Genomic DNA, 24,515 nt, shown 5'->3' on the forward strand with positions numbered 1-24,515 from the left:
TTCGCGCTACTTGTTCGCGATGAAAAGGTCTGTCCCGGAAAGAATCTGCGCACCCTCCAGGACCGCCTCGGACGGGACGATGTTTTCCGCTTCGCGTTCGTCCATCACGACCACCGGAACGATGGGGTTGAGGCCCTTGGCCACGACCGACGCGACGTCATAGGTGATGACCACCTGGCCCGCGGTGACGTCGTCGCCCTGGCTCAGATGCGTGGTGAAGCCGTCCCCCTTTAACTGGACGGTGTCCAGCCCGAGGTGGACCAGCACGCCGACGTTCTCCGGCGTCATGACGATGAAGGCGTGCGGCATCAGTTTCAACAGCTTGCCGCTGACCGGGGCTACCGCCTCGATTACCTCGTGTGGAGGGTCGACAGCGGCGCCGTGGCCCACCATCCCCGCCGAGAACACCGGATCGGGAACGTCTGACAGCGGAACTGCGCGACCGCCGACCGGCGCGAAGACCTGAGTCGTACCCACGTCGAGACTCCTTCTACTCGTGCGCACCAACAATACGAGCGTGCCGGAAAGAGGGCCCGGACTTCGGCGATTCCTCTAAGCTTCCGCTGAGCTTTGACGGCTCGGTCGGCTACGGCGAGGAGGTCACCGCATATGAGTGGCACAACGAAACCTGCAGGTACACAGAAGAAGTCGGGTCTGCGCTTCCCCGGATTCGCGCAGTTGCAGCGGCTGGGTAAGAGCCTCATGCTGCCGATCGCGGTACTGCCCGCAGCCGGCATCCTGCTCAGGCTCGGCCAGCCCGACCTGCTTGGCCGGATCGAGACCCCTGTCATCGGCGATTTCTTCAAGGCGATGAGCGCGGCGGGCGACGCGCTGTTCAGCAACCTGCCGCTGCTGTTCGCCGTGGGCGTGGCGATCGGTTTCGCCAGGAAGGCCGACGGTTCCACCGCACTGTCGGCTGTCGTCGGCTACCTGGTGATGGAGGCGGTCTTCAAGACCATGTCGCCGATCGTGCTGGCCGGCGAGCTGGACAAGGCGGGCGAGCAGGCCCAGATCAACTACAGCGTGTTCGCAGGCATCGTGATCGGCCTGGTGACGGCGTGGCTGTTCGACCGCTATCACACCATCCAGTTGCCGTCCTACCTCGGTTTCTTCGGAGGCAGGCGATTCGTTCCGATCGTGGTCTCGCTGGCCAGCCTGTTCATCGCCTTCGCGATGAGCTACTTCTATCCGATCTTCGACGCGGGCCTGACCAGCCTCGGCGAGTTCATCGGCGGTGCAGGTGCGCTGGGCGCATTTGTGTATGGCTTCGCCAACCGCATGCTGATCCCGTTCGGCCTGCACCACATCCCGAACTCCTACATCTGGTTCCTCTACGGCGACTATCAGCCGCCCGGCGGTGAGGCCGTCACCGGCGAACTGACCCGGTTCGCCGCCGGTGATCCGACGGCGGGCATCCTCACCTCGGGCTTCTACCCCATCCTGATGTTCGGGCTGCCCGCCGCCGCGCTGGCGATGATCCACGTGGCGAACAAGAAGCAACGCAAGCTCGCGGTCGGCATTCTGGCCGCCGCGGCGCTGACCGCGTTCCTGACCGGCGTGACGGAGCCGCTCGAGTTCGCGTTCATGTTCGTGGCATTCCCGCTGTACATCATTCACGCGGTGCTGACCGGGCTGTCGCTGGCGATCGCCTACCTGCTCGACATACACCTGGGATTCTCGTTCTCGGCCGGACTCATCGATCTGCTGCTGTATGGCACCGCGCCGGCAGCGAAGAACATTCCGCTGCTGATCGGTATGGGCGTCGTCTTCTTCGTCGTCTATTACGTGTTGTTCCGGTTCGCAATCACGAAGTGGAATCTGCGCACACCCGGACGGGAGCCCGAGAGCGAGTTCGAGGCCGAGGAGCAGGCCAACCTCGGCGAGGGCACCGATTCGGCGACGGCGGTATCCGCCGACGGTGCGACGGCGACGCTCACCGCACCCACCCGTGCGGACGGCAAGGCAGAGCAGATCATCGCCGCGTTCGGCGGTCGGGAGAATCTTGTGAACGTCGATGCCTGCATCACCCGATTGCGGGTGGACGTATCCGATAAGGACAAGGTGGACCAGGCCCGGCTGAAGAGCCTCGGCGCCGCGGGCGTTATAGAGGTCGGCAACAGCGTTCAGGCGGTGTTCGGCACCGACGCCGAGGCACTCAAGAACGACATCAACGAGATCCTCTAAGCGATTTGTGTGCGTTTCCGTGCGGTGAGCGCACTGTGAAGTCTCACAGATCGCCTACTGCGTCACACCGCGAAACGCCTCCACGAGCGGCGACAGAATCTCGACCGCCCGATCTTGGTCAACGGTCAGCGATGCCGGGTACCGGACATCGGTGACACCGGCTGCGACGAGCGCGGGAACACCGGCTACCGACGCCCCATAGTCGATGGACCCATCGTCGGCCTTCGCCACGCGTGAGACGCCCTGCACCTGCAGATCCGTGGGATCGCCGCCGAACTCGCGCACTTTGTCCTTCATCGCCCCGATCGCGCCGGGGAGATCCGCATATGCCGGGCCCCAAGGGATCCAGCCGCTTCCGAAGTGCGCGATCCTGCGCGCCACCGCATTGTTGACGGTGCCGCTGATCCACAGCGGAACACCGCCTGGCTGCACCGGCTTGGGCATCTGGTGGATGCCGTCGAACGTCAGCTCGACGGATTGATAGGACGCCCGCTGCTGTCTCCACAAGGTCTGGCAGACCTCGAGCGTGTGATTTAGCAGTCGCCCGCGGTCCTCGAAGGACAGCCCGACGGCCTCGTACTCTTCACGCTGCCAACCGACTCCGACCCCGAGGTCGACCCGGCCCTCCGACAAGACATCCAGTGTGGCGAGCTGCTTGGCCAGGACCGCAGGACGTCGCAGCGCCGCCAGGAGTATCGCGGTGCCCAGCCTGATGCGGCTGGTCGTCGCCGCGATAGCGGTCAGGACCGTCAGCGGTTCAAGCCATGCGCCGTCGGGCCCCGTCGGCTGCCGACCACCCGCCTGTCCACCGATCGAAGGATCGGAGTACGCGTCGAGGTTCTCGCCGAACACAAGGTGATCGGAAACCACCAGCCGGTCCACTCCCGCCGCATCCATCGAGCGTGCCAAATCCAGCGTCGCACGCCAGTCGTGCTGCGGAGCGTCGGTGAATGTCGCCAGGTACAGCGAGAGTTGGGGCTTACGCGTCGTCATCGTCTCTCCGGTTTCTTCCCGTCGCTTCGCCCGCCCCGGTGGGCCATGGTGGATCCAACGGTCCAACACTGCCACCCGTGTCAACGCCTTCCGGCACAGACCTCTAGCCGAGTTCTGCGAAGCGCATCAGATAGCGCCACGCCAGCTCGGGCGGCATCCCTCCACACAGCGGTGAAAGATTCACGACCTCACCGTCGGCGACGCGCTTTGCCGCCTCGTCCATCGACAGAATCACGTGCGTCCGCGATGACTCCCGTAGCTCATCGACCGTCTTCGCGGTCGTGATGTTGGCGGACACCGTGTTGTCAGGATTCCACTCCGAGTAGGCCAGGGCGTCGTGCAGCAGATACTTGCCGATCTCGTCCCAAGCGGCGTCAACATCTTCTGCCACAAAGCAATTCGTGGCAGTTTCACGTTCGGGAATCAGGACGAAGCCCGGTTCGTAGCCGTTCTGGCGGCAGGCTTCCTCGTAGGCGTCTCGCAAGCCCGGCACGGCGCCGTTGGCCAATAAACCCAGACCGTTTCGGCCCGCACGGCGTGCCGCTGCCAGGCTCGCACCGCCCCACATCATCATCGGGCCGCCGGGATTGCGTGGCTGGGGCGTCACCCTCATCCGCCGACCTTCGTGGATGACTTCCTCGCCGGAGAGCAGGCGGCGCAGTTGGCCGAGCTTCTCATCGGCGAGCCGACCGCGGTCCGACAAGGAGAGCCCGAAGTGATCGAATTCCTCTTGGCGGTAACCGATCCCGAACACGTAGCTCGCGCGACCCGCGCTGATGTGGTCCAGCACCGACATGTCCTCAGCCAGCCGGGCGACGTCGTAGAACGGCAGGATGATCACGAGGTTCAACATCAGTTGCTTCGTACAGGCGGCGATCGCCGATCCGAGCAGCAGCGGCGACGGCAGATAGCCGTCATCGGCGCAATGGTGTTCGCACAACACGGCTGCGACACACCCCCGCGTCTCCGACCACGCCGCCATTTCGCTTGCCGCCGCATAGAGTTCGGTCGCCGGCGCTCCGAGCGACGGTGCTCTCATGTCGAACCGGAGCGTGAACAACGGCACTAGCGGTCTCCGTCCGATCCCATTGCCTGCGCGCCGGCCTGAATGATCATCTTGACGGCATCGTTGCGACTGAGCGTCTTGAACACCTCTCCGGCCATCCGCATCATGTCGCCGACCATGAGCGTGGGACCGTTGGTGAGATTACCGAATGCTTCGTCGATGACTTCCCCAGCCGGAATGGCGCCGGGCGGAATGTCGTCGAGCGAGGCGATCTGTCCTCGGCTGTGTTCGAGCTGCCGCAGTGCCGGGGTGTCGGTCTTGCCCAGCAGCAGGCACAGCACATCGATGCCCTTGTCGTGGAGTTCAGCCCACAGCGCTTCGGTGAACACCATGTCGAAGGCCTTGGTGGCGCCGTACGCGACCATATTCGGTCCGCCCGCCAGCGCCGCGCCTGAGCTGAAGTTGACGATGCCTCCGCGGCCGCGATCGACCATCATGCCGGCGTAATGGTGACACAACCGCATCATGACCAGACAGTTGCGTAGTACCAACGCCTCAGCGACGGATACCGGATTAGACAGAAACGGTTGATAATTCGGGTCTGCACCCGCGCAGTACACCAGCATTCCGATCTCGAGGTCGGCCGTCGCGTCGATGATCGTCTGTGCTGCGTCGGAGTCGGTCAGATCGACGGCGAGTGTCTTGGTTGCCGCGCCCGTCCGTTCGGCGATGCCCGCGGCCACCTCTTGCAGCACATGCTCGCGGCGTGCGACGAGCACCACGTGCAGGCCCTCGCGCGCCAGCCGCTCCGCGAACAGCGCGCCACACCCGTCAGATGCCCCGACGACAAGTGCCCACGGTCCGTACTTGTCGGCGAAGTCACTCATATCAGGCTCCCACCATAGTGAGCCGAACCGAGGTGAACGTCCGCTTGCTTATCCGCCAACCGTCGGCGGTGCGCACCGCTTCGTCGTCGTAGAAACCGATTGCATTCACGCCGGATCCCTCCGGGCCGAGGATCAGTGCATCAACATATGTGCGGGCCGTCGCATTATCGCCGTCGACGGCGATCACCTGATTGGTCATGCGGTGAATCGTGTTCGCCGCCCCGGCGTGGGCGAGATCCATGAACTCGGTGACCTCCGCCGCGCCTCTCCACCTGCCGACCTCCCCGTAATCCAGTTCGGCGTCGGCAGTGAACACCGTTGAGAGAAGTTGATATTGCTGGCTGTCGATCGCGGTGGCGTAGCGGATCGTCAGGTCGACGAGTTCTTCGCTGTCGGTCATGCGATGTCTCCGTTCGGATGTACCACGATGCGCGGCGGTCCGGCTGACTTACGAGCCTCGTCCAGGGCCTCGGGGACTTCGTCGAGACCGATAATTCTTCCGACGCTGGGCAACGGATCAAGTTTTCCTTCGACGATTGCGTCGAGCACGCCGTACCAGTCCTGCGGCATGGGGCCGCCGCCGAACTGCAGAGTCAGCCCGTTGCGGGTGGCCTCGGTGATATCGAGAGTGTCGCCGGTGTACCACCCACCAGCGCAATAGATCCGGGAGAAGAACTCGGCCTCCGTGACGATCGTGTCGATGAGGCCGGGAGCGCCGACGCATTCGAACACCACCGCTGAGCCACCCATATGACGTTCCGCGCGCACCTCGCGGAAGACGTCGAACACCGACCGTTGCGCCGGATCGACCAGGATGTGGGCGCCGAAACTCGATGCGGCGAGCCCACGCCGATCGGCCTTGTAGTCGGACACGATGATCGGCTCTATGCCGCGGGCGGACAACGCAGCCACCGCGGACAGTCCGATCGCGCCGGCCCCGATGACGATGGGGATCTCCCCCGCCTCGAGCCGAGACGCGCGCACGTAGAATTCACCGACCGCGAAGGCGTCGACGACGGCGATGGCATCGCTCGATACCGAGCCCTCGATGACCTTGGCCGTCGCCTCCGGTACAACCAGAAGCTCGCCGAAGCTGCCCTGCGCTTCGGGATGCTGCCCGATGATGCGCAGTCCCCCTGCGCCGCCGTCGACCAACCTGATTGGCATCGATGTGACCCGGGCGCCGATCGGAAACGCATCGCTGCACCCGGGCCCGTGGCCGACGACCTCGCCGACGAATTCGTGTCCCATCACGATGTCGCGGTCGGCGTCGTACAGCGACCGTCCGGTCGGATCGTCGATGGCAAGCTCCGGGTGGTCCATGAAGTGAACATCAGAGGCGCAGATCGCCGTGGCGAGGGTCTTCAGCAGAAGGTCACCCTGCCCGGGAACAGGGTCGGCGGTATCGCGGACCTCGAGCTCGCCGCCTCTCAATACGACTGCACGCAATTCAGATCTTTTCTCTATTATTCGAGATACAGTTCTCGAAATTCTGAAATGACCGTAGAAGGCCCGGTACGAGGAGTCAAGGTTGCGCGGAGCGAATTCGGCCCCCACCGAGAGAGTGCTCGACGTCGTCGAGCTGCTCAGCCTGCCCGGCAACCGGCAGATGCGGTTCTCCGACGTGGTCCGCGAACTCGACCTCTCCCAGGCCACCGCGCACGCGATCCTCAAGACCCTGACCGATCGCGGTTGGGTCAACCGCGATCCCGCCGCAAAGACGTTCAGCCTCGGCCCCGCGTTGACCCTCATCGCCGGCCGACTGGACGATGCCCGACCGGTGGCGCATCTGGCCCGCGATGCGGCGCGGCGCCTCGCATCCACAGTCGACGTGCCGACATCGGTCATCGAACGGGCCGGAGATAATCTCGTCATCACCGCCTTCGAACAACCGAGGGGAGGTGCGATTTCGGCGACGCCGAACGAGCGCATTCCCTACACCGCACCGTTCGGAGTCGCATTCGCGGCATGGGATAACCCCGACGCACAGCGGGCCTGGATCCAGCGTGCTGCCGCCGACGACGCAGAACTGACCCGCCAGCTGTACGACGTCCTCACGCAAACGCGCCAGCGCGGTTACGACATCGACTGGATGACACCCGCACTCGCACAGGCCGCGCATGCCATCGGTTCGCTATCCGAGCACGCGCTACCGGTCAACATGAGATCGATCATCGATCAATTGCGCGTCGAATTCACTTCGGCGGCACTGTCTTCAGCCAACAAGAGCCGTACCCCTCGTCCCGTCGCCACCATCTCCGCACCTGTCCTCGACCAAACGGGCAACATACAACTGGTCCTGGCTATCCATCCCGTGCGGGCCATGACGATGACGGAAATCCGCACAGCGGCCAAACCGCTGCTGCATGAGATCGCGCAACTCACTGACGGCGCATACTGACTCGACGCGTCCCTTTACAACAGATCGGTGATCGTCTTGAGGCCCGCGTCATACAGAACACCCGGCAGCATCCCGCCGTCGGCCTCGATCGTCGTGCCGTTGACGAAGTCCGCCGCCCCCGATGCCAGGAACACACAGACACGTCCGACCTCCTCGGGTTCTCCACCGCGCCGCATCGGCACCGCGGCGAAGTATTTGCTGCCGGTCGGGTCATCCTTCGGCAATACGAACGACCGGAAGTTCTCGGTGATCGTGGGCCCCAACGCAACACAGTTCACCCGGATCTTCGGCCCCCATTCCTGCGCGAGCGACCTCGTGAGGTGATTCAGCCCGCTCTTGGCCGCGCCGTAGGACACCAGCGTCGGGGACCCGGCCGGGTGACCCGCACCGCTGGAGATGTTGATGATGCAGCCGGTGCCGTCCTGGGTCAGCATCTGGCGGCTGGCGCGGATCGCGAACCACATCGGACTGATCAGGTTCATCTGGATTGCGAACTGGTGGAACAACGCCGTGCGTTCGTAGTCGTCGTCACGTCGCGGCGCACCCTGAATTCTGGAGACCAGTTCCGGAATGTCCTCAACGTGCGGAGCGGGGACGGTTCCACCCGCGTTGTTGACCAGAATGTCCAGGCGGCCATGGGCGTCGACGACGTCAGTGACGAAAGTATCGATCGAGTGCAGATCGCCTTGATCGCACACCAATTGAGACGAACGCGACGTCCACTCCGCATTGTCCGAGGTACCCGGTATCGCATCCAGCGCAGACCGTGAACAACCGATGACCGTGGCCCCGGCGCGCAGCAGTTCGTGCGCGATGCCGACCCCGACGCCGCGGCTGGTCCCGGTGACGACGGCGACCTTGCCGTCCAGCACGCCGCTCATCGTGATGCCGCCATGTGCAGCGCCGCGAGGTGACTGAACAACAGCGACGCCCCGATCGGATTGCCACCTCCAGGGTAGGTTTCACCGGACACCGCGGCCATCGTGTTGCCCGCGGCATAGAGGCCGGGGATCGGCCGATCGTCGGCATCGAGCACCCGCGCATCGACGTCCGTGCGCAGTCCGCCCTTGGTGCCGAGATCCGATGTCCCGAACGCCGCCGCCCGGAATGGTGGGGTATCGATCGGCACCAGGGGTGACGCGCCGCCGGTGAACGCCCGATCGAAGGATTCCCGGCCGCGGCCGAAGTCCTCGTCCTCGTCACGCAGCGCGAATTCGTTGAAACGGTGCACGGTTCCGATGAGATTCGCTTCTGGCACACCGATCTTGGCGGCAAGCTCCTCCAGGGTGTCGGCCTGCACCCAGAGTCCTGCCGACTCGTACTCACTCGTCGGCGAGAACGAGACGTTGGTGGCCATCACCGGAGGCTGTTCACCCGCGCGGCTGTCATAGACCATCCAGTACGGCGTACCGACGGTGCCATCGCGCATCGCGCTCAAGATCTCGCGGCCAAGCCGGTCGTAGGCAGCCGACTCGTTGACGAACCGGCGCCCGGCCTTGTCGACGAAGATGCCGCCGGTGAAGCACAAGGCGAACGCCGCGCGGCCGTCGGGGTGGATAAGTCCGGGTGACCACCACGCCTGGTCCATCAGGTCGATGCTCGCGCCGACGGCGATCGCCGCCTTGTGCGCGAGACCGGTGTTGCCGGGCGCACCCATCGTCCCGGACGCCGTTCCGGGAACGCCGTATTCGGCGCGCATCTCGTCGTTCTGTTCGAATCCCCCCGCGGCCAGCAGGACACCGCGGCGCGCCCTGATCGTGCGGCGCTCCCCCTCGCATTCGACGATCCCGCCGACGATACGGCCGTCCTCGACGACCAGCTCGACGAGGCTGGTGTTCAGATACGCCGCCACGTCCGGGTTGTCGGCCATCGCCGACAGGAAGCGACCGATCACCGCCCGCCCACCGGTCAGGAAGTCCGGCTGTGGTCCGCCGAGACGCTCGTGGTCCAGCGGTCCGCGGACCTGCCCCTGAAATCGCCCGAGGCGGTCGCCGGGCAGCCCCTTGCAGACGGTGTGGCGCATACCGTCGTTGCGCGCACCAGGAACCGAACTGTAGTAGTCCGGCCACGGCAGGATCTTGAACGCAAAGTGGTCGTCGGCCTCGAGGTACTCGATCAGCGCCGAACCCCCGCGCACATACGTCTCCTGCAGTTCGACCGGAGTGCGATCGCCCACGACGGTGCGGTAGTAGCGAAGGGCCTCGTCGATAGTGTCGTCGCTGCCCGCGCGGACCAACACGGGATTGCAGGGGTACCACACTCCCCCGCCGCCTGAGTAGGCGAACGTACCGCCGAACTGATCGGTCGCCTCGACGATGGCGACCGAAAGTCCCTCGCGGGCGGCGGTGTACGCACCCGCAAGGGCACCAGCGCTGCCGGCCACCAAGACATCGACGGTTTTGGTTGCATCGAAAACATCGGAAGCAGTGGTCACAGGTTCCTCGATCTGTTGACGAAGCGGCCCTCTCTGGGCGAGAAGAGCCATCCGCCACCGGCTTTGGTCCCGCCGTCGACGGGAATGTTGTGGCCGGTGACGAACGTGGACTGATCCGATGCCAGGAACAGCGCGACGCGGGCCTGGTCCTCGGGCCAGCCGACCCGGCCAACGGGTGCCCACGATGCCCATAGCTCATCGACATCCTCATACCCGGTCAGGTAGTCGACCTGCGGCGTCTGCGCCAGATCGGTGCCGATGCCGTTGACCCGGATGCCATGCCTGCCGAGATCCACCGCCAAGCAGGTGGTGAAATGCGCGGCCGCGGCCTTCATCGCCCCGTACACCGGGTCCTTGGGGTAGCCGCGCATGCCCTCCACCGAATGCACGGTGACGATGCTGCCGCGGTGGGCGCCGATCATCGAAGGGACGAAAGCCCTTGTGACGGAGAAGACGTGCCGAAGGTTGATGTCGTACTGCTGTTGCCACGAGTCCGGCGTGGAATCGCGGAACGGCACCAGCGGCCGATAGTCGCCGACGTTGTTGACCAACACGTCGACCCGGCCATGCTCGGAGAGCACGGCGTCGGCCAGTCGGGCGACATCGTCGTCGGCGGTGACGTCGACGACGTGGCAACGAATCGACCCGCCGGCGTCGGACACTTCGTCGCGGATGCGTTCCGCACGTTCCCGATCGGCCTCGGCGACTTCGACGAGTGCCCCGTGCTGCGCGAACAGTCGGGCGATGCCTGCGCCGATACCGTCACCACCACCCGTGACGACCGCGACTCGACGGTCGAGGAGCCGATTCCAGTCGTCGATCGGCGGGACTCCGTTCTCACCGGTCATGGCGACGGACACTATCGGCTCTCTTCTATCCGGCGGGCGACATCACGTACCGCGGCCCCGAACTGGCGGATTTCCTTGGCACTCAGACCGCGAAACGGCGCCGCCGTGATGGACATCGACACCACGCCGTCGGAGTCTCTGACGGGCACTGAAATGGTCGCGATCTGATGCTCAGCGCTGCCGTCGAGTTCATCGGGCAGATAGTCGACCAGTGTCAAGTCGGCGAACGCGCCGGCCAACCGTGCCGTGATCTCGTCGGGCTCACCGTCGGCGGCCAGCGCGCGCAGGGCCAGATAGACGCGGACGTACTCGCGGCTGAGCCGTTCGATCACATAGCCACGCTCGCGCACCTGGGCGAGCACTGACGTCAGGCGTTTGCGCAGCGCCGTCGACGGTTCACCGATCCCGGCGAGCCACGCCTTGATCGCCTGCTCGCCGGCCCACGCCACGTAATCGCGCCCGAAGGGGGCCACCAGCGGCATGCGCAGGCCTGCCGTGACACGCGGCGCGGCAAGCGAATCCCCCACCGAGTCCGTCACCTTCAGCATCGCCCCCTCACGACGAGCCAAGAAGACCTGCGCACCAACGCTTTCGGACAGACCCTCCAGCAGCGAACGGAACTCACGGTCGTGCGTCGGGCGGGCCAGCGCACCGATGGCCGGACCCCACGAATAGCTCGCCGATGGTTCGTGTCGGACAACCCAGCGGTGATGAGCGAGGGTCGCCAGGATGGCATGACCCGTGGCACGGCTGATCCCGAGGCGGCGGGAGATGTCCGCGAGCGAGAAGCTGCGCGCCGGGTCGCCGGCCAACAGATGCATCACTGCGACGACACGTTCGGTCGGCGGGGAGGGCGCTTGACGGCCGTCACCCCCGGCGTCTACGTTCAGCGTCACAATATCGAACGGTATGTCGAATATTCGAATCGCGCAATCACCTCCGAGGACCGGCGATGGGCACTGCTTCAGATGTTCAAGAGCTCAGCTTCGACGATCTGACCGCTCCGCGGCTGACCGAAGTCCAGCGCCAGATTCTCGAGCACACCGAGCGGCGCCACATTGATCTCGGCATCGAGCAGATGGTCGACGAGGCCGTCGCCGAGGCGGGTGTCGACGACTTCGCCGCCGATGATGGTTTCTGGGATCGCGTGGCCGCCTATGCCGCGGCGATCGACGGCGACGACGGACTGACCCAACTGATCCGCGGTACGTTGCGCCAACGCATGGTGCGGCTGCTGCGCAACCGGTTGTCGCTGACCGAACTGCTCAAGCGTCATCCCGAGATCGAGTCGATTCCGATCGAGAAGCCGTTCATCGTGGTGGGCATGCCGCGCTCAGGGACGACGCACCTGGTCAACCTGCTGGCCGCCGATCCGCGGCGGCGCGCGCTGCCCTACTGGGAAAGCCAAGAGCCGCTGCCGATTCCGGGCCAGGGTCCCGACGTCAACGGGGTCGACCCCCGGTACACCCGCGCGAAGAACGAGCACGACGCGATGATGGTCAGCGCGCCGGCCACCGCAGCCATGCACGACCGCTTTCCCGAGGCGATCGAAGAAGAGGTCGAGATTCTCGACCTGGACTTCGCCGGGTACGTGCTGGAATGGCATGCCCGCGTGCCGGGCTGGCGGGACTTCTATCTCGGCCTCGACCAAACCCGGCACTACGGGTACATGAAAAAGGTCTTGCAGGCGTTGACGTTCCTGCGCGGTCCCCGAACCTGGGTGCTGAAGTCACCGCAACACTGCGAGCAGCTCGGCCCGCTGATGACGACGTTCCCCGACGCCACCGTGGCCTTCACCCACCGCGATCCCGTCGCGGTGATCCAGTCCGCGATCACGATGATGGCGTACTCCGACCGGCTGCGGCGGCGCAGCATCGAACCGCAGTGGCTGCTCGACTACTGGGCCGACCGCGTCGAGCGCCTGCTGCGCGGGTGTGTGCGGGACCGCGCGCTGGTGCCGGCCGAGCGCAGCGTGGATATCGGCTTTCACCATCTCAACGGCCACGAGTTCGACCTGCTCGAGGACCTCTACGCCCGGGCCGGAGTCGAGCTGACGTCCAAGGTCCGCAGGGCGTTCCAGGGCTATCTGGACCGCAATCCGCGCGGCAAGCACGGTTCGGTGCGCTATGAGTTGCAAAGGCACTTCGGGGTGTCACCCGACGAACTACGCTCGCAATTCGCCTTCTACTTCGAACGATTCGACGTGCGACCCGAAGGACACTAGGTGAGTGAAGAACCGATCTACCGGAGTCGCCCCGGCGCCGACGCCATGGCACCGGCCACGGCCGAACGTGCGGAGGAAGTCGCGCCCGGCGTCTGGTGCTCGCCCGGGCTGTCCAACACCTATCTGCTGACCACCGCGGAAGGTCGCGTCGTGGTCAACACCGGGATGGGGTTCGAAAGCCAGGTCCATCGCACGAATTTCGACGCCGTCGACTCCTCCCCCATCCGCTTCATCATCGTCACGCAGGGGCACTACGACCATGTGGGCGGCCTGGACACGATGCGCGACAATGAAACTCAGGTGGTGGCGCAGGCCAACTGGCGCCACTGGCGCGACGACAACGAGCGCCTGCTGGCGTATCGCGCCAACAACAGCGCCTTCGCATTCTCCGACAAGCTCGCCAGCGGCATCACCGCGATTCAGCAGCGGTTCGGGCGTCGCCTCCCGGCCCAAGCCGCACTGTCCGCTGACATCGAAGTGGACGACTCGCACGTGTTGACCGTCGGAGCGCGCACCATCGAGCTGCTGGCGACCCCCGGCGGCGAGACCACCGACTCGATGGTCGTCTGGCTGCCCGAGGAAGGAGTGTGCCTGTGCGGCAACACTTTCGGGCCAGTCTTCGGTCACATCCCTAACTTCGTGACGATGCGCGGAGATCGGTACCGCGACGCGCTGACCACCATCGCCTCCATCGAACGGGTCCGCGACCTGCGACCGGAGGTCCTGATCACCGGACACTTCGGACCGATCCACGGCGCGCAGCGCATCCACGCCGAACTGACCCGTCTGCGCGACGCGATCGCCTACGTCCACGACCGGACCGTCGAAGGCATGAACGCCGGTAAGGACGTTCACACCTTGATGCGCGAGATCACCCTGCCTGCCGAACTCGAAGTGGGCCAGGGCTACGGCAAGGTGGCCTGGGACGTGCGGGCGATCTGGGAGAACTACTCCGGATGGTTCCACCATCGTTCCACCACTGAGCTTTACGACATCGGCCCCGAGGAACTCAACGCCGACCTCGTTGACCTCGCCGGCCCCGACCGGATCGTGGAAAGGGCCGAGGCACACCTCGCCACGGGCCGACCGATTCATGCGATCCATCTCGCGGAAGCCGTCGTCCATGCCGACTCGGGACATGCGGGCGCACGCGCTGTGCTTACGGCCGCGCATCAGAACCTGCTGGCCGCCAGCACCAACTTCTGGGAATCCGCCTGGCTGACCAAGAAGATCGGAGACTACTCATGACCGCGCGCGCGACCTTTGACTTCACCGGAACCGAAGCGCTGATCACCGGAGGAACCAGCGGAATCGGGCACGCGACGGCGACTCTGTTCCGCGACGCAGGCGCCGCGGTGACCGTCACCGGCACCAAGGCCGGTCCCGGCGACTACGACACCGACCTCGCCGGAATGACCTATCGGCAACTCATCCTCACCGACGCGAGCTCAATCGACGAGTTGGTCTCGGCGACAACCACACTCGACGTGTTGGTGAACAATGCGGGGGCGAATTTCCCCGGTGGTTTGAACGAGGCCGATCCAGACGGCTTCGAGGCGTCGGTGGCGCTCAACCTCACGGCGCCGTACCGCTTGACGGTCGGCCTGCGCAGGGCGTTGGCGGCTTCCGGCGGCGCCAGCGTCGTCTTCCTGTCGTCGTTGTCGGCGCTTCGGGCGGTGACCATGGTGCCCGGCTACGGCGCGGCGAAAGCCGGCATCGCAAGCCTTACCCACAACCTCGCGGTGAAGTGGGCGCCGCGCGGCATCAGGGTCAACGCGGTGGTGCCCGGCGTGATCGACACCCCCATGACCGAGCTGGCCCAGACGGTGCCCGAGATCATCGACGCAGAACTCGCCCGAATTCCGCTGGGCCGCTTGGGCACACCCGCCGAGATCGCGGACACGATCGCGTTCCTGTGCACCGAGCAGAGTTCCTACACCAGTGGTGCGCTGTTCGTCGTCGACGGCGCGTCCACCAGCCAGTGAGCGGGGCGTTCCGATGACGATGGCGATCCTGCGATTCAATTTCGCCGCGCCGCACGATGACCCGCCCGCGCGCCGCGACCGGATACAGGCCGCACTGGAACTCAGTTCCTGGTCGGAAACCCGCGGTGTGAGTGCCGTCAGCTTCGACGAGCACCACCAGAGCGGGCATGGCTGGAGCTCCAATCCGATCATGACCGCAGCCGTTCTGTTGGCCCGCACCGAACGCGTCGTCGCCAGCGTCGACTGCGCACTCGGACCGCTGTGGCATCCGGTGCGACTCGCCGAGGACATCGCCCTTGCCGACACCATCGGTGGCGGACGGTTGATCGTCACGCTCGGGCTGGGATACCGGCCGGTCGAATACGAGTTGTTCGGAACGCCGTTCGACGACCGCGGACGCCTGATGGACGAGCTCCTCGAGACGGTGATGTCCCTGTGGGCCTCCCCAGAATTCACCCCCGGCCCGCTCAGCCGCCCTCACCCGACCGTGTTCGTCGGCGGTAGCGTCCGCGCCACCGCGCGGCGGGCCGCCAGGCACGGCCTACCGCTCAACCTGCCCAGCCACCTCCCCGAGCTCGCCGATTACTACCGCGAACTGTGTGCCGACGCCGGGCACACGCCGATCGTCGTCATGCCGCCACCCAGCAGTCGCGGCATGGTCTTCCTGCACGAGGACCCGGATCGGGCATGGGCAGAACTCGGCGAGCACTACCTGTGGGAAGCCCGCGTGTACTCGGGATGGGGTGGCGGTGAGGTGCACTCCTTCATGCACGGCACCGAGAGAATCGAGACTGTCGACGACGTCAGGGCCGCGGGCCGGTACCGCTTCATGTCACCCGAGCAGTTGATCGCCAACGTCACAGAGAACCCGCTCGATCACATGGTGCTGCACCCGCTCGTCGGCGCCATGCCGATCGACGAGGCGTGGAAATCGGTCCAACTGCTGACCGACGAGGTGCTCCCCGCCCTGAAACGGCAGTGAACGGACATCAGCAGGCACAATCGCATTCAGCATGTCTGACATCGAAGGATCCCCACCCACCTCGCGGCGGCGCCACATCGTGCGCCTCGCCGTGGTCGTGGCGTTCCTGCTGGGCATGTTCTACCTGGTCGCGATCGCCAGGGTCATCGATGTCGAGGCTGTGCGGGGTGCCGTCGCCGCGACAGGTCCCGCTGCGCCCGTCGCATATGTCGTCGCATCCGCGCTGCTCGGCGCCGTGTTCGTGCCCGGACCGATCCTGGCTGCGGGCAGCGGCGTGCTGTTCGGGCCGGTGCTGGGGCTGTTCGTGACACTGGGCGCGACCGTGGGAACCGCGGTCATCGCCAGCCTCATCGGCAGGCGCGCCGGACGAAGCAGCGCACGAGAACTACTCGGGACCGAGCGGGCCGATCGACTGGACAGCCTGATCGAGCGACGGGGATTGTGGGCCGTCGTCGGGCAGCGCTTCATCCCCGGCGTCTCGGACGCACTCGCCTCCTATGCATTTGGCGCGTTCGGGGTCCCGTTGTGGCAGATGGCTATTGGCGCGTTCATCGGATCGGCGCCGCGCGCGTTCGTCTACACCGCGCTTGGCGCATCGATCGGGGACCTGAACACCCCGCTGGCGTATGTGGCGGTCGCGATCTGGTGCGTCACCGCCGTCATCGGTGCGTTCGCCACCCACCATGGCTACCGAAAATGGCGGGCACGCTCGACGTCCCATTGACTGTGACGGCGCTCACACTAGAGTCGGACGCATGGACAGAAACCGCTCTGATTCACTCGCCGCCGGCGGCCTCAACTGGGACAGCCTCCCGCTGAAGCTCTTCGCCGGGGGCAATGCCAAATTCTGGAATCCCGCCGATATCGATTTCTCGCGCGACCGGGACGACTGGGAAGCCATGTCGGAGCTCGAACGGGACTGGGCCACCCGACTGTGCGCTCAGTTCATCGCCGGCGAGGAGGCGGTGACCCAGGACATCCAGCCCTTCATGGCCGCCATGCGCGCCGAAGGCCGCCTCGGCGACGAGATGTACCTGACCCAGTTCGCGTTCGAGGAGGCCAAACACACGCAGGTTTTCCGGATGTGGCTCGACGCGGTCGGACTGACCGGCGACCTGCAGCCCTATCTGGACGACCTGCCGTCCTACCGCCAGATGTTCTACGAAGAGCTTCCGAAATCACTCAACGCACTGGCGACCGATCCCTCACCCGCCGCTCAAATCAGAGCCTCGGCGACGTACAACCACGTCATCGAGGGAATGATGGCGCTGACGGGATACTATGCGTGGCACCGCATTTGCGTGGACAACGGCATTCTTCCCGGGATGCAGGAACTGGTACGCCGCATCGGCGACGACGAGCGCCGCCATATGGCGTGGGGCACCTTCACCTGTCGACGCCATGTCGCTGCCGACGACGCCAACTGGACGGTGTTCGAGAACCAGATGGCCGAGCTCATTCCGTTGGCCCTGCGCAACACCGACGATGCGTTCGCCCTCTACGACGAGATCCCCTTCAACTTCACCATGGACGAGTTCACCGCGTACGCCACCGACAAGGGGATGCGCCGGCTCGGAACCATCAGCAGTGCGCGGGGACGAGAGCTCGCCGAGATCGACGTCGACTACTCGCCGGTGCATTTGGAGGACACCTTCGCTGACGAGGACAGGAAAACCTTGGCCGCCTCGGCCTGACACCTCGCCGAACCATGATGCGATGTTGCCAAGCTATGAGCGACAGTGTCGCCCATCTACTACATCAGCACCGAGCATGCGCGACAAAGTCGCTCGTAGCTTGGCAGGAAGACTAGTCAACCCTCGGAGCGAAGACCGGCATGTAGACGCTTTCATCGCCGACTTCCTGGCGTTCGAAACGAACCTCGACGAGGAGGCCGATACGGACCGAGTCCGGTTCGCAGTCAACGATATTAGATGCAATACGCAGGTCGGTTTGTTCCTCGAGCTCGACGATCGCGATCACATACGGCACCGGTACTGCCGGATTGAATGGTTGATGATTGACCGTATACGTGAACACCGTTCCACGGCCGCACACTGCGCGGGATTCCAGCACGCCGTCGCAATCCGGGCATTCGGCGGCCAGGGGAACAACCCACACCCCGCACCGGGTGCAGAATGGGACTCTGAGCTGCCCATCGGCTCCCGCAGTCCAGAACGCCCGGTTGTGATCGTCGAGCGCGGGCAGCATCCGCGTTGAGGGTGGGGCGTCGTCGGCCATGAGTAGCAAAGTACATTCCTATCGGCTGTCATTACAAAAATAGACGGATGGGTGTCGATGAGCTACTTCGAGAAGGACACGATTGTCAGTGGCCTCGGCATCTCCCGGATCGGTCGCAAGACCGGGATCCCGGGCCTGGACCTGACCATGGAGGCGGTGCGGGCCGCGATCACCGACGCCGGCCTGACCCCCGACGACATCGACGGCATCGCAACGTTCGGCGACACGTTGCCTTCCGAAGTAGTTGATGCCCTTGGCAATCAAGCCGCCGACGTCGGCGTTGGCTTCGGCACCGGCGGAGTGCTGACCCCGTTCATGTCCGCACTGGTCGCCGTGTCGGAGAAACGGGCGCGACACGTCTTGGTCTATCGGACGGTGCAGATGCTCGGCGGTTCGATGACCGGGCAGTCCTCCGCCTCGCCGCTCCTCGCCCCGCTGGCCGACCCGCCGCTCGAGCCCCGACTGCCGGGCACCCGCCGGAAGCTCAAGCCGTTCGAAGACATCAACGCGCTGCTGGCAGCCCACGCGTATTCGGCGGCGAACTGGGTCGCGATGCATTGCCGCCGGCATATGGAGCTGTACGGAACCACCAAAGAGCAGTTGGGCTGGCTCGCAATCAACAGCAGGCGCAATGCGGGTCTCAACCCTCGTGCGGCTTTCCGCGAGCCGATGACCATGGATGACTACCTGACCTCACGTCCGATTTCGACGCCGTTCGGCCTCTTCGACTGCGACGTTCCGGTCGATGGCGCCGTCGCCCTGATCGTTTCGCACGCCGATTACGCCGCCGACTGCCCGAATCCCGCGGTGAAGGTCGAGGCGATCGGCGGCGCCTACGGCTCGGACGGATGGTTCCATCGCGACGACTTCCCGAAGATGGCATCCAGTGAAGCCGCAAACGAGATGTGGTCGCGCACCGACCTCAAGCCTTCTGATGTACAGGTCGCCGAAATCTACGACGGCTTCACGTTTCTCACGTTCGCGTGGCTAGAGGCGCTGGGATTCTGCGGCGACGGCGAAGCCGGGCCATTCGTCGAAGGGGCTACGCGGATCGCGCTCGACGGTGAGCTACCCCTGAATACGTATGGCGGGCAACTGTCCGCGGGCCGCCTGCACGGCTATTGGCTGTTGCACGAGGCGTGTCTGCAGTTGCGCGGGCAGGCGGATGATCGTCAGCTCGCGCGGCGGCCCGAGGTCGCCGTCGCCGCCGCCGGCGGTGGCCCGATCGCCGGCTGCATGGTGCTGACCTGCTGACCCATTTCAGTTGGTAGCGATGACCTGCTCCAGATAGGCGATTGCGCGCGCGCCGTCGTCGGTGACGAAGACCAGGTGCTCGAGGGGTACCGGCAGAAAGCCCTCCTCTTCCATCCGGCGCAGCTGCAGGACCAGACCGCTGTAGAAACCCGCCGTGTTCAGCAGCACCACCGGTTTGTTGTGCAGACCGTGCCTGCGCTGTTCCATGATGTCCGTCGCCTCGTCGAGTGTCCCGAGTCCCCCGGCCATCACCACGATCGCATCGGAACGCCCCAGCAGCAACGCCTTCCGCTGGGCGAGGTCTGCGGCGAACACCATCTCGTCGGCGTCCTCTCTGGCACACTCGCGCAAGAAGTCCACCGATATTCCGCGGATACGTCCGCCCGCTTCCTGCACGCCGTCGGCGACGACCTTCATCAATCCCAGATCCGATCCGCCCCATACCAGAGTGTGGCCGCCCTTGCCGAGCAGCTCGGCGAAGTCGCGGGCCGGCCGCGTGTATCGCTCGTCGAGGTCGGCGGCGGAGAGAAAGACGCAGACGTTCACCAGATCAGTCTACGATGGTCAGAATGCCCGTCGGTGCGTCGAGCGCTTCGACTGTCCGGGCGGCGGCGGTATCGATGTGCACCCTTGGTGCCGAAGGCAATTCGTTCGGATAGTAGGTGCCAGGCCCATAGAACGCGCCGTAGCGGAGCACGACGCCGCCCACCGCGAGCACGGCCTCCTCAAGGTAGGCAACCGCATCGGCACCAGGCCCGGGATCAGTTGCCCACGCAATGCTCTGGGCCACGATCCGAGCCTGACTCAAACCGTCGATCGCGTCGATGAGGTTACGTGTGCCCTCTTCGCGGATCCGGGCGTTGAGCAGCTGAGTCTTCGGGATGTCCTCGAAGGCGTCGGGCAGGTCCGTCAGCTCATGCAGAACCACGTCAGGAGAGAATGACTTGACGGCCGCGATCAGGCCGGCCCGGTCGAAAACGTCGCAGATGATCGGCTCGGCACCGAGTGACGACAGCCGCGGGGCCTTGCCCGCCGATCTCGTCATCGCGCCAACGGTGTGACCGGAGTCGACCAACAGTGGTACGAGTCGGCTGCCGACGACACCAGTGGCCCCTGCCAAAAAGATGCGCTCGGCCATTACGTTCACTCCTTCATCTGAGCTCGATCAGTCGTGTCTGACTATCGACGCTACCCAGCGATTGGCCTGAATCACGGTCCATTTTCACCACCAGTTCCTGGGCCATTCCAAAAGACACTCAGGTGGGCCTAGGTATTGGCCACTAAACTTAGGAATAGGTTTGCGACTTGGCGGCTTTCACGTAGTGAGGTCGAAATCTTTGGAAGGTGAACGCCATGACTGTCGTCAAAGCAGCAGCGGTACAAATCAGTCCGGTGCTCTACAGCAGGGATGGCACCATCGAGAAGATCGTCGCCAAGATCGCCGAACTCGGCGACCGCGGTGTGCAGTTCGCGACCTTCCCGGAGACGATCGTCCCCTACTACCCGTATTTCACGTTTCTGCAGGCGCCATACGAACTCGGCAAGGAGCATCTACGCCTGCTCGATCAGGCTGTGACCATCCCGTCGGTGGCGACGGATGCGATCGCCGATGCGGCCAGGTCGGCTGGAGTCGTGGTCTCGATCGGCGTCAACGAACGTGACGGCGGCACGTTGTACAACACGCAACTCTTGTTCGATGCCGACGGCACGCTGCTTCAGCGGCGCCGCAAACTCACCCCCACCTATCACGAGAAAATTCTCTGGGGCCAAGGCGACGCCTCGGGTCTGCAAGTGGTCGACAGTGCCGTCGGACGAATCGGCCAACTGGCGTGCTGGGAACACTACAACCCGCTATTCCGATACGCATTGATCGCGGACGGGGAGCAGATTCACTCCGCCATGTGGCCCGGTTCGTTCGGCGGGCCACTGTTCGCCAAGCAGACGGAGATCGCCGTCCGCAATCACGCGCTGGAGTCGGGCAGCTTCGTCGTCAACGCCACCGGCTGGCTCGATGCCGATCAGCAGGCGCAGATCGTCACGGACACAGGAGGGCCGATTGGCCCGATTTCGGCGGGCTCGTTCACTGCGATCGTATCGCCACACGGCGAATTGCTCGCCGAACCAATAGTTTCCGGAGAAGGCGACGTCATCGCCGATCTCGACTTCTCACTGATCGATCAACGGAAAGCGAAGATGGATGCGCGCGGGCATTACGGCCGTCCTGAACTGCTCAGTCTCAGGATCGACCGTAGCCCTGCGTCTTACACACACGACATCATCACCGAGGAGGCCAATCATGTCCACATCTGAGCCGCAGACGATTGGGTTCGACGGGGTCCGCCTGCGCTATGGAAGCACAAAGCGTTTCGACGATCTCGTCGACGCCGTTCTCGACGACGTGGGCCGGGAGCCGGTGCCGATCGACGCTATCGGCAAGCTGTACCCGGACTGGGAGTCTTACGAACACGAGGTGCAATCCCATGTGGGCCCAAACGGTTTCATGTTGTTCGGCTCCTTCGACCACGGTGGATGGATCGCCAAAGCAGGCATCCACAAGAAGGTACTGCGCCTCGTGATTGGAAATCCGCTGATCGCGATCACGATGCTGCGTCATGATGTGACCGCGGGGCTGTTTGCACCGGTGGAACTCCTGCTGACCGAGGAGGATAACGACACTAGCGCCCTCACCTACGTCGTCCCGTCGTCCCTCATGGTCGTCGAACCCAATCCCCCGCTGCTCGCGGCGGCGCGGGAACTCGATGCCAAGCTGGCCGCACTCGCGTCGAAGGTGACGGCGGGATCAGCCTAGGGAAGCTGGGCGCTACCCGGCGGCGGCGCAAGGGCCCAGGTGTCGCACGCCGTCGCCAACATCGCGTACGTGCCGACAACGAAGATCAACTCCATCGCCTGGTGGGTGCCGAGTTCGTCGACGAGGCGCCGCCACATCTCGGGCGCCGCGCACCCGTTGGCCAGCAACTCGTCGGTGGCCTCGAGGACCAACAGGTCGTTGCCGTCGAATCCGTCGTTGCCTGCGGCAAGTTGCGCGATATCCGCTTCCGCCAGACCGCCGCCGATCGCCACTCGGACGTGCTCAGACCAGAAGAACACCGACCGCCGCGCATGCGCTAAACGAAGGATTACCAGCTCACGCAGGCGCAGCGGGAGTTCCCCGCGTTGGAGCAGAAAAGCGTTGTAGGCCATGAATTCCCGGGCCATCGCGGGATGCCGCGCCAGCACCCCGAGGATGTCGAAGTTCATCGGATCGCGAGCGTCCCCCGAACCGGCTCGTGGTACGTCGTCACCCGGCACGCCGAACAGCGCGCCGACTGCGGCGTACTCGTCGTCACCCCACTCGTCTGCGGTCAGCGGAGGCAGAAGCGTCATGACGGCGCTCCGTTCAGACCGTGCAGTTGTGCCAATGCAAAAAGCTGTTCCAAATAGTGCTCGAGTGAGTCGTGGACGAAGTACGCAAATAACGTCGTCGTGCCGGCCGCGGCCATCTTCTCGAGCGTGTCCCTGGTCGCCTCCGGCCTTCCCACCGGGTCCAGCGGCTTCTCGGCGGGCAGCACCACCTCGAATCCGGAAGGGACGTCGCGGGTACTCAGCCACTCGGCGGCGGTGTCGACCGACACGCCGAATGGGCACCAGCCGTCGGCGAGCGTGAGCGCCCGCCGCAGCGAGCGTTTCGTGCGACCGCCGACCCAGATCGGTATATGCGGCTGCAACGCACACGGGTCGACGGTGAGACCACCAAAGGAGTAGAACTCGCCTGCGTAGGTCGGTTCATTGGTTGGCAGCGCGGCCCGCAACGCCATCAAGGCGTCATCGCCACGGGCCCCGCGGTCGTCGAACGGTGCGCCGAGCAGATCGAACTCCTCCTTGAGCGAGCCGACTCCGACACCCAGGATCACCCGCCCCTTGCTGACATGATCGAGTGTGCCATAACGTTTTACGATCTCGAGCGGATGGTGATACCCGAGCACCAGGGTCATGGTGGCCAGCCGGATCCGATCGGTGCGAGCCGCTATGTAGCCCAAGGTGGCCAGCGGATCCCAATAGCGCGCACCACGCCGCCCCGCCTCGGAGGACGGTATGCCGATGTGCTCGCTGCACGTCAGATGGTGGTAGCCGAGCCGATCCGCCGTCTCGGCGACTCTGCCGATGTCGTCGATCGTCGCATCGCGCTCCCACCTCAAGGCCGCGCCGCCGACATTGGTGACCACCGGCGTCGCGATGCCGATTTTCACTGCAGAGGCTCTTCGCCCGCGAGGATCGTGCGATGCATCAGACGGCCACTGTCGACGGGATACTCCAGCACCCGGTGCATCGTACCGGTGTTGTCCCACATCAGAAGGTCGCCGGGTTCCCACTGGTGACGGTAGACGTACTGCGGCCGGGTGGCCCAGTCACGCAGCCGGCCAAGAAGAGCGCGACTCTCCTCGACCGGCATGCCGATTACGTAATCCGCTGTCGCACCGAGCAGCAGCGACCTGCGGCCGGATTGGTGCGTCCACACAATGGGGCACGCCTTGGTCGGCGACTTCTGCCAGAAGGTGATCTCGTCGTAGCTCATCTCAGGACGAACGTAGTACTGCGAGCGTTCGGCGCTGTGCACCACACGCAGATCCGCGATCAGTTCCTTGTCCGATGACGGCAGGTCGTCGTAGGCCGCGTAGGTATTGCAGAACTCCGTCTCACCACCGGTTTCCGACAGCGTGATGGCGCGCAACAGGGTCGCGAGATTCGGGTACGGCTGCAGTGAACCATCGAAGTGCCAGAACATCGAGCCTTTCAGATATTCGGCCCGTTGGTTCACGTTCTTGTCGAGCGAGATCTTGTAGATCCCGCTCTCCCCTTCGTTCGCGGGGATCGCTCCGAGGGTCCGTGCGATCGCAACCTGTTGTTCGTCGGTGATGTCGAGGCCACGGAAGAAGACGACGCCACGCTGCTCGAGGATCGCCCGAATGTTCGGCGCTTCGGCGCCGCTGAGCAGCGTGTCGAGGTCGGTTCTGATCTCGCTGCCGATCCGCGGGGTGAGGTCGACGACGTCCAGTTGCGCAGAGGTGAGTCCCATCGCGA

The 24,515-nt window shown here is 64.8% G+C and carries 27 protein-coding genes; 11 read left to right on the top strand and 16 right to left on the bottom strand.

Features of this window, described 5'->3' with window-relative positions:
* Positions 1 to 6: 6 nt before the first annotated feature.
* Positions 7 to 477, bottom strand: a complete 471-nt coding sequence (locus CSQ99_RS11875) for a PTS sugar transporter subunit IIA (protein ID WP_099039250.1) — start codon at positions 475 to 477, stop codon at positions 7 to 9.
* A gap of 132 nt (positions 478 to 609) precedes the next feature.
* Here CSQ99_RS11875 and CSQ99_RS11880 point away from each other — a divergent pair, with 132 nt between their 5' ends.
* On the top strand, positions 610 to 2,184 hold the full coding sequence (locus CSQ99_RS11880) for a PTS transporter subunit EIIC (protein ID WP_099039251.1): 1,575 nt from the start codon (positions 610 to 612) through the stop codon (positions 2,182 to 2,184).
* 54 nt (positions 2,185 to 2,238) lie between these two features.
* On the opposite strand, the gene CSQ99_RS11885 is transcribed toward CSQ99_RS11880, so the two are convergent.
* The 5 genes from CSQ99_RS11885 to CSQ99_RS11905 form a co-directional block, all read right to left on the bottom strand.
* Entirely contained in the window at positions 2,239 to 3,177 is a 939-nt protein-coding gene (locus CSQ99_RS11885; protein WP_099039252.1) for a TIGR03619 family F420-dependent LLM class oxidoreductase, read from the bottom strand.
* Between the two features lie 103 nt (positions 3,178 to 3,280).
* Positions 3,281 to 4,237: an LLM class flavin-dependent oxidoreductase gene (locus tag CSQ99_RS11890; RefSeq protein WP_099039342.1), complete on the bottom strand. Its 957-nt coding sequence runs from the start codon at positions 4,235 to 4,237 to the stop codon at positions 3,281 to 3,283.
* Positions 4,238 to 4,242: 5 nt separating this feature from the next.
* Entirely contained in the window at positions 4,243 to 5,070 is an 828-nt protein-coding gene (locus CSQ99_RS11895; RefSeq protein ID WP_099039253.1) for an SDR family NAD(P)-dependent oxidoreductase, read from the bottom strand.
* Between the two features lies 1 nt (position 5,071).
* On the bottom strand, positions 5,072 to 5,470 hold the full coding sequence (locus CSQ99_RS11900; RefSeq protein ID WP_099039254.1) for a nuclear transport factor 2 family protein: 399 nt from the start codon (positions 5,468 to 5,470) through the stop codon (positions 5,072 to 5,074).
* On the bottom strand, positions 5,467 to 6,519 hold the full coding sequence (locus CSQ99_RS11905; RefSeq protein ID WP_099039255.1) for a zinc-binding dehydrogenase: 1,053 nt from the start codon (positions 6,517 to 6,519) through the stop codon (positions 5,467 to 5,469). Before CSQ99_RS11905 ends, CSQ99_RS11900 begins: the two co-directional genes overlap by 4 nt.
* Positions 6,520 to 6,601: 82 nt before the next feature.
* On the opposite strand from CSQ99_RS11905, the gene CSQ99_RS11910 reads away from it, so the two are divergent.
* Positions 6,602 to 7,471: a helix-turn-helix domain-containing protein gene (locus tag CSQ99_RS11910; RefSeq protein WP_099039256.1), complete on the top strand. Its 870-nt coding sequence runs from the start codon at positions 6,602 to 6,604 to the stop codon at positions 7,469 to 7,471.
* Between the two features lie 14 nt (positions 7,472 to 7,485).
* Here CSQ99_RS11910 and CSQ99_RS11915 read toward each other — a convergent pair whose 3' ends face one another.
* From CSQ99_RS11915 to CSQ99_RS11930, 4 genes are read right to left on the bottom strand one after another with little or no spacing between them, the layout of a single operon-like run.
* Positions 7,486 to 8,352 carry an SDR family NAD(P)-dependent oxidoreductase gene (locus CSQ99_RS11915; protein WP_099039257.1) on the bottom strand — a complete coding sequence of 289 codons (867 nt, stop codon included), beginning with the start codon at positions 8,350 to 8,352 and terminating at the stop codon, positions 7,486 to 7,488.
* Positions 8,349 to 9,956 (bottom strand): FAD-binding protein, encoded by a 1,608-nt coding sequence (locus tag CSQ99_RS11920; RefSeq protein ID WP_245908868.1) that lies wholly within the window; start codon positions 9,954 to 9,956, stop codon positions 8,349 to 8,351. Before CSQ99_RS11920 ends, CSQ99_RS11915 begins: the two co-directional genes overlap by 4 nt.
* Positions 9,902 to 10,753: an SDR family NAD(P)-dependent oxidoreductase gene (locus tag CSQ99_RS11925; RefSeq protein WP_099039343.1), complete on the bottom strand. Its 852-nt coding sequence runs from the start codon at positions 10,751 to 10,753 to the stop codon at positions 9,902 to 9,904. Before CSQ99_RS11925 ends, CSQ99_RS11920 begins: the two co-directional genes overlap by 55 nt.
* Positions 10,754 to 10,764: 11 nt before the next feature.
* The gene (locus CSQ99_RS11930; protein WP_099039259.1) at positions 10,765 to 11,649 is read right to left on the bottom strand and encodes a helix-turn-helix domain-containing protein; all 885 of its coding nucleotides are present in this window, start codon (positions 11,647 to 11,649) and stop codon (positions 10,765 to 10,767) included.
* A gap of 56 nt (positions 11,650 to 11,705) precedes the next feature.
* On the opposite strand from CSQ99_RS11930, the gene CSQ99_RS11935 reads away from it, so the two are divergent.
* From CSQ99_RS11935 to CSQ99_RS11960, 6 genes are read left to right on the top strand one after another with little or no spacing between them, the layout of a single operon-like run.
* Positions 11,706 to 12,977, top strand: coding sequence for a sulfotransferase family protein (locus CSQ99_RS11935; protein ID WP_099039260.1), 1,272 nt, complete (start codon positions 11,706 to 11,708; stop codon positions 12,975 to 12,977).
* Positions 12,978 to 13,022: 45 nt separating this feature from the next.
* Positions 13,023 to 14,225: an alkyl sulfatase dimerization domain-containing protein gene (locus tag CSQ99_RS11940; RefSeq protein WP_099039344.1), complete on the top strand. Its 1,203-nt coding sequence runs from the start codon at positions 13,023 to 13,025 to the stop codon at positions 14,223 to 14,225.
* A complete protein-coding gene (locus tag CSQ99_RS11945) occupies positions 14,222 to 14,962 on the top strand; it encodes an SDR family NAD(P)-dependent oxidoreductase (protein WP_099039261.1) in 741 nt (246 codons plus the stop codon). Before CSQ99_RS11940 ends, CSQ99_RS11945 begins: the two co-directional genes overlap by 4 nt.
* Before the next feature lie 13 nt (positions 14,963 to 14,975).
* Positions 14,976 to 15,944 carry an LLM class flavin-dependent oxidoreductase gene (locus CSQ99_RS11950; RefSeq protein WP_099039262.1) on the top strand — a complete coding sequence of 323 codons (969 nt, stop codon included), beginning with the start codon at positions 14,976 to 14,978 and terminating at the stop codon, positions 15,942 to 15,944.
* A gap of 31 nt (positions 15,945 to 15,975) precedes the next feature.
* Positions 15,976 to 16,668 carry a TVP38/TMEM64 family protein gene (locus tag CSQ99_RS11955; protein WP_099039263.1) on the top strand — a complete coding sequence of 231 codons (693 nt, stop codon included), beginning with the start codon at positions 15,976 to 15,978 and terminating at the stop codon, positions 16,666 to 16,668.
* A 31-nt stretch (positions 16,669 to 16,699) separates the two neighbouring features.
* On the top strand, positions 16,700 to 17,638 hold the full coding sequence (locus CSQ99_RS11960) for a R2-like ligand-binding oxidase (protein ID WP_099039264.1): 939 nt from the start codon (positions 16,700 to 16,702) through the stop codon (positions 17,636 to 17,638).
* 112 nt (positions 17,639 to 17,750) lie between these two features.
* Here the strand turns inward: CSQ99_RS11960 and CSQ99_RS11965 are convergent, their stop codons facing one another.
* Entirely contained in the window at positions 17,751 to 18,152 is a 402-nt protein-coding gene (locus CSQ99_RS11965) for a Zn-ribbon domain-containing OB-fold protein (RefSeq protein ID WP_245908869.1), read from the bottom strand.
* A gap of 87 nt (positions 18,153 to 18,239) precedes the next feature.
* On the opposite strand from CSQ99_RS11965, the gene CSQ99_RS11970 reads away from it, so the two are divergent.
* Positions 18,240 to 19,436 (top strand): thiolase family protein, encoded by a 1,197-nt coding sequence (locus CSQ99_RS11970; RefSeq protein ID WP_099039266.1) that lies wholly within the window; start codon positions 18,240 to 18,242, stop codon positions 19,434 to 19,436.
* 6 nt (positions 19,437 to 19,442) lie between these two features.
* On the opposite strand, the gene CSQ99_RS11975 is transcribed toward CSQ99_RS11970, so the two are convergent.
* Positions 19,443 to 19,982 carry an LOG family protein gene (locus tag CSQ99_RS11975; protein WP_099039267.1) on the bottom strand — a complete coding sequence of 180 codons (540 nt, stop codon included), beginning with the start codon at positions 19,980 to 19,982 and terminating at the stop codon, positions 19,443 to 19,445.
* 4 nt (positions 19,983 to 19,986) lie between these two features.
* On the bottom strand, positions 19,987 to 20,574 hold the full coding sequence (locus tag CSQ99_RS11980; RefSeq protein WP_099039268.1) for an SDR family oxidoreductase: 588 nt from the start codon (positions 20,572 to 20,574) through the stop codon (positions 19,987 to 19,989).
* Positions 20,575 to 20,789: 215 nt separating this feature from the next.
* On the opposite strand from CSQ99_RS11980, the gene CSQ99_RS11985 reads away from it, so the two are divergent.
* Together CSQ99_RS11985 and CSQ99_RS11990 are read left to right on the top strand one after the other, a co-directional pair.
* Positions 20,790 to 21,746 carry a nitrilase-related carbon-nitrogen hydrolase gene (locus CSQ99_RS11985; protein ID WP_099039269.1) on the top strand — a complete coding sequence of 319 codons (957 nt, stop codon included), beginning with the start codon at positions 20,790 to 20,792 and terminating at the stop codon, positions 21,744 to 21,746.
* The gene (locus CSQ99_RS11990; RefSeq protein ID WP_099039270.1) at positions 21,733 to 22,245 is read left to right on the top strand and encodes a DUF302 domain-containing protein; all 513 of its coding nucleotides are present in this window, start codon (positions 21,733 to 21,735) and stop codon (positions 22,243 to 22,245) included. The genes CSQ99_RS11985 and CSQ99_RS11990 overlap by 14 nt, the downstream gene beginning before the upstream one ends.
* On the opposite strand, the gene CSQ99_RS11995 is transcribed toward CSQ99_RS11990, so the two are convergent.
* The 3 genes from CSQ99_RS11995 to CSQ99_RS12005 are packed head-to-tail and all read right to left on the bottom strand — an operon-like array spanning position 22,242 to position 24,510.
* Positions 22,242 to 22,820 carry a carboxymuconolactone decarboxylase family protein gene (locus tag CSQ99_RS11995; protein ID WP_099039271.1) on the bottom strand — a complete coding sequence of 193 codons (579 nt, stop codon included), beginning with the start codon at positions 22,818 to 22,820 and terminating at the stop codon, positions 22,242 to 22,244. The genes CSQ99_RS11990 and CSQ99_RS11995 overlap by 4 nt on opposite strands.
* Positions 22,817 to 23,683, bottom strand: a complete 867-nt coding sequence (locus CSQ99_RS12000; RefSeq protein WP_099039272.1) for a TIGR03619 family F420-dependent LLM class oxidoreductase — start codon at positions 23,681 to 23,683, stop codon at positions 22,817 to 22,819. The genes CSQ99_RS11995 and CSQ99_RS12000 overlap by 4 nt, the downstream gene beginning before the upstream one ends.
* A complete protein-coding gene (locus tag CSQ99_RS12005) occupies positions 23,680 to 24,510 on the bottom strand; it encodes a TauD/TfdA dioxygenase family protein (RefSeq protein WP_099039273.1) in 831 nt (276 codons plus the stop codon). Before CSQ99_RS12005 ends, CSQ99_RS12000 begins: the two co-directional genes overlap by 4 nt.
* Positions 24,511 to 24,515 lie beyond the last annotated feature (5 nt).

Origin of the sequence: Mycobacterium neglectum, from assembly GCF_002591975.1 — a bacterium.
Lineage (GTDB): Bacteria > Actinomycetota > Actinomycetes > Mycobacteriales > Mycobacteriaceae > Mycobacterium > Mycobacterium neglectum.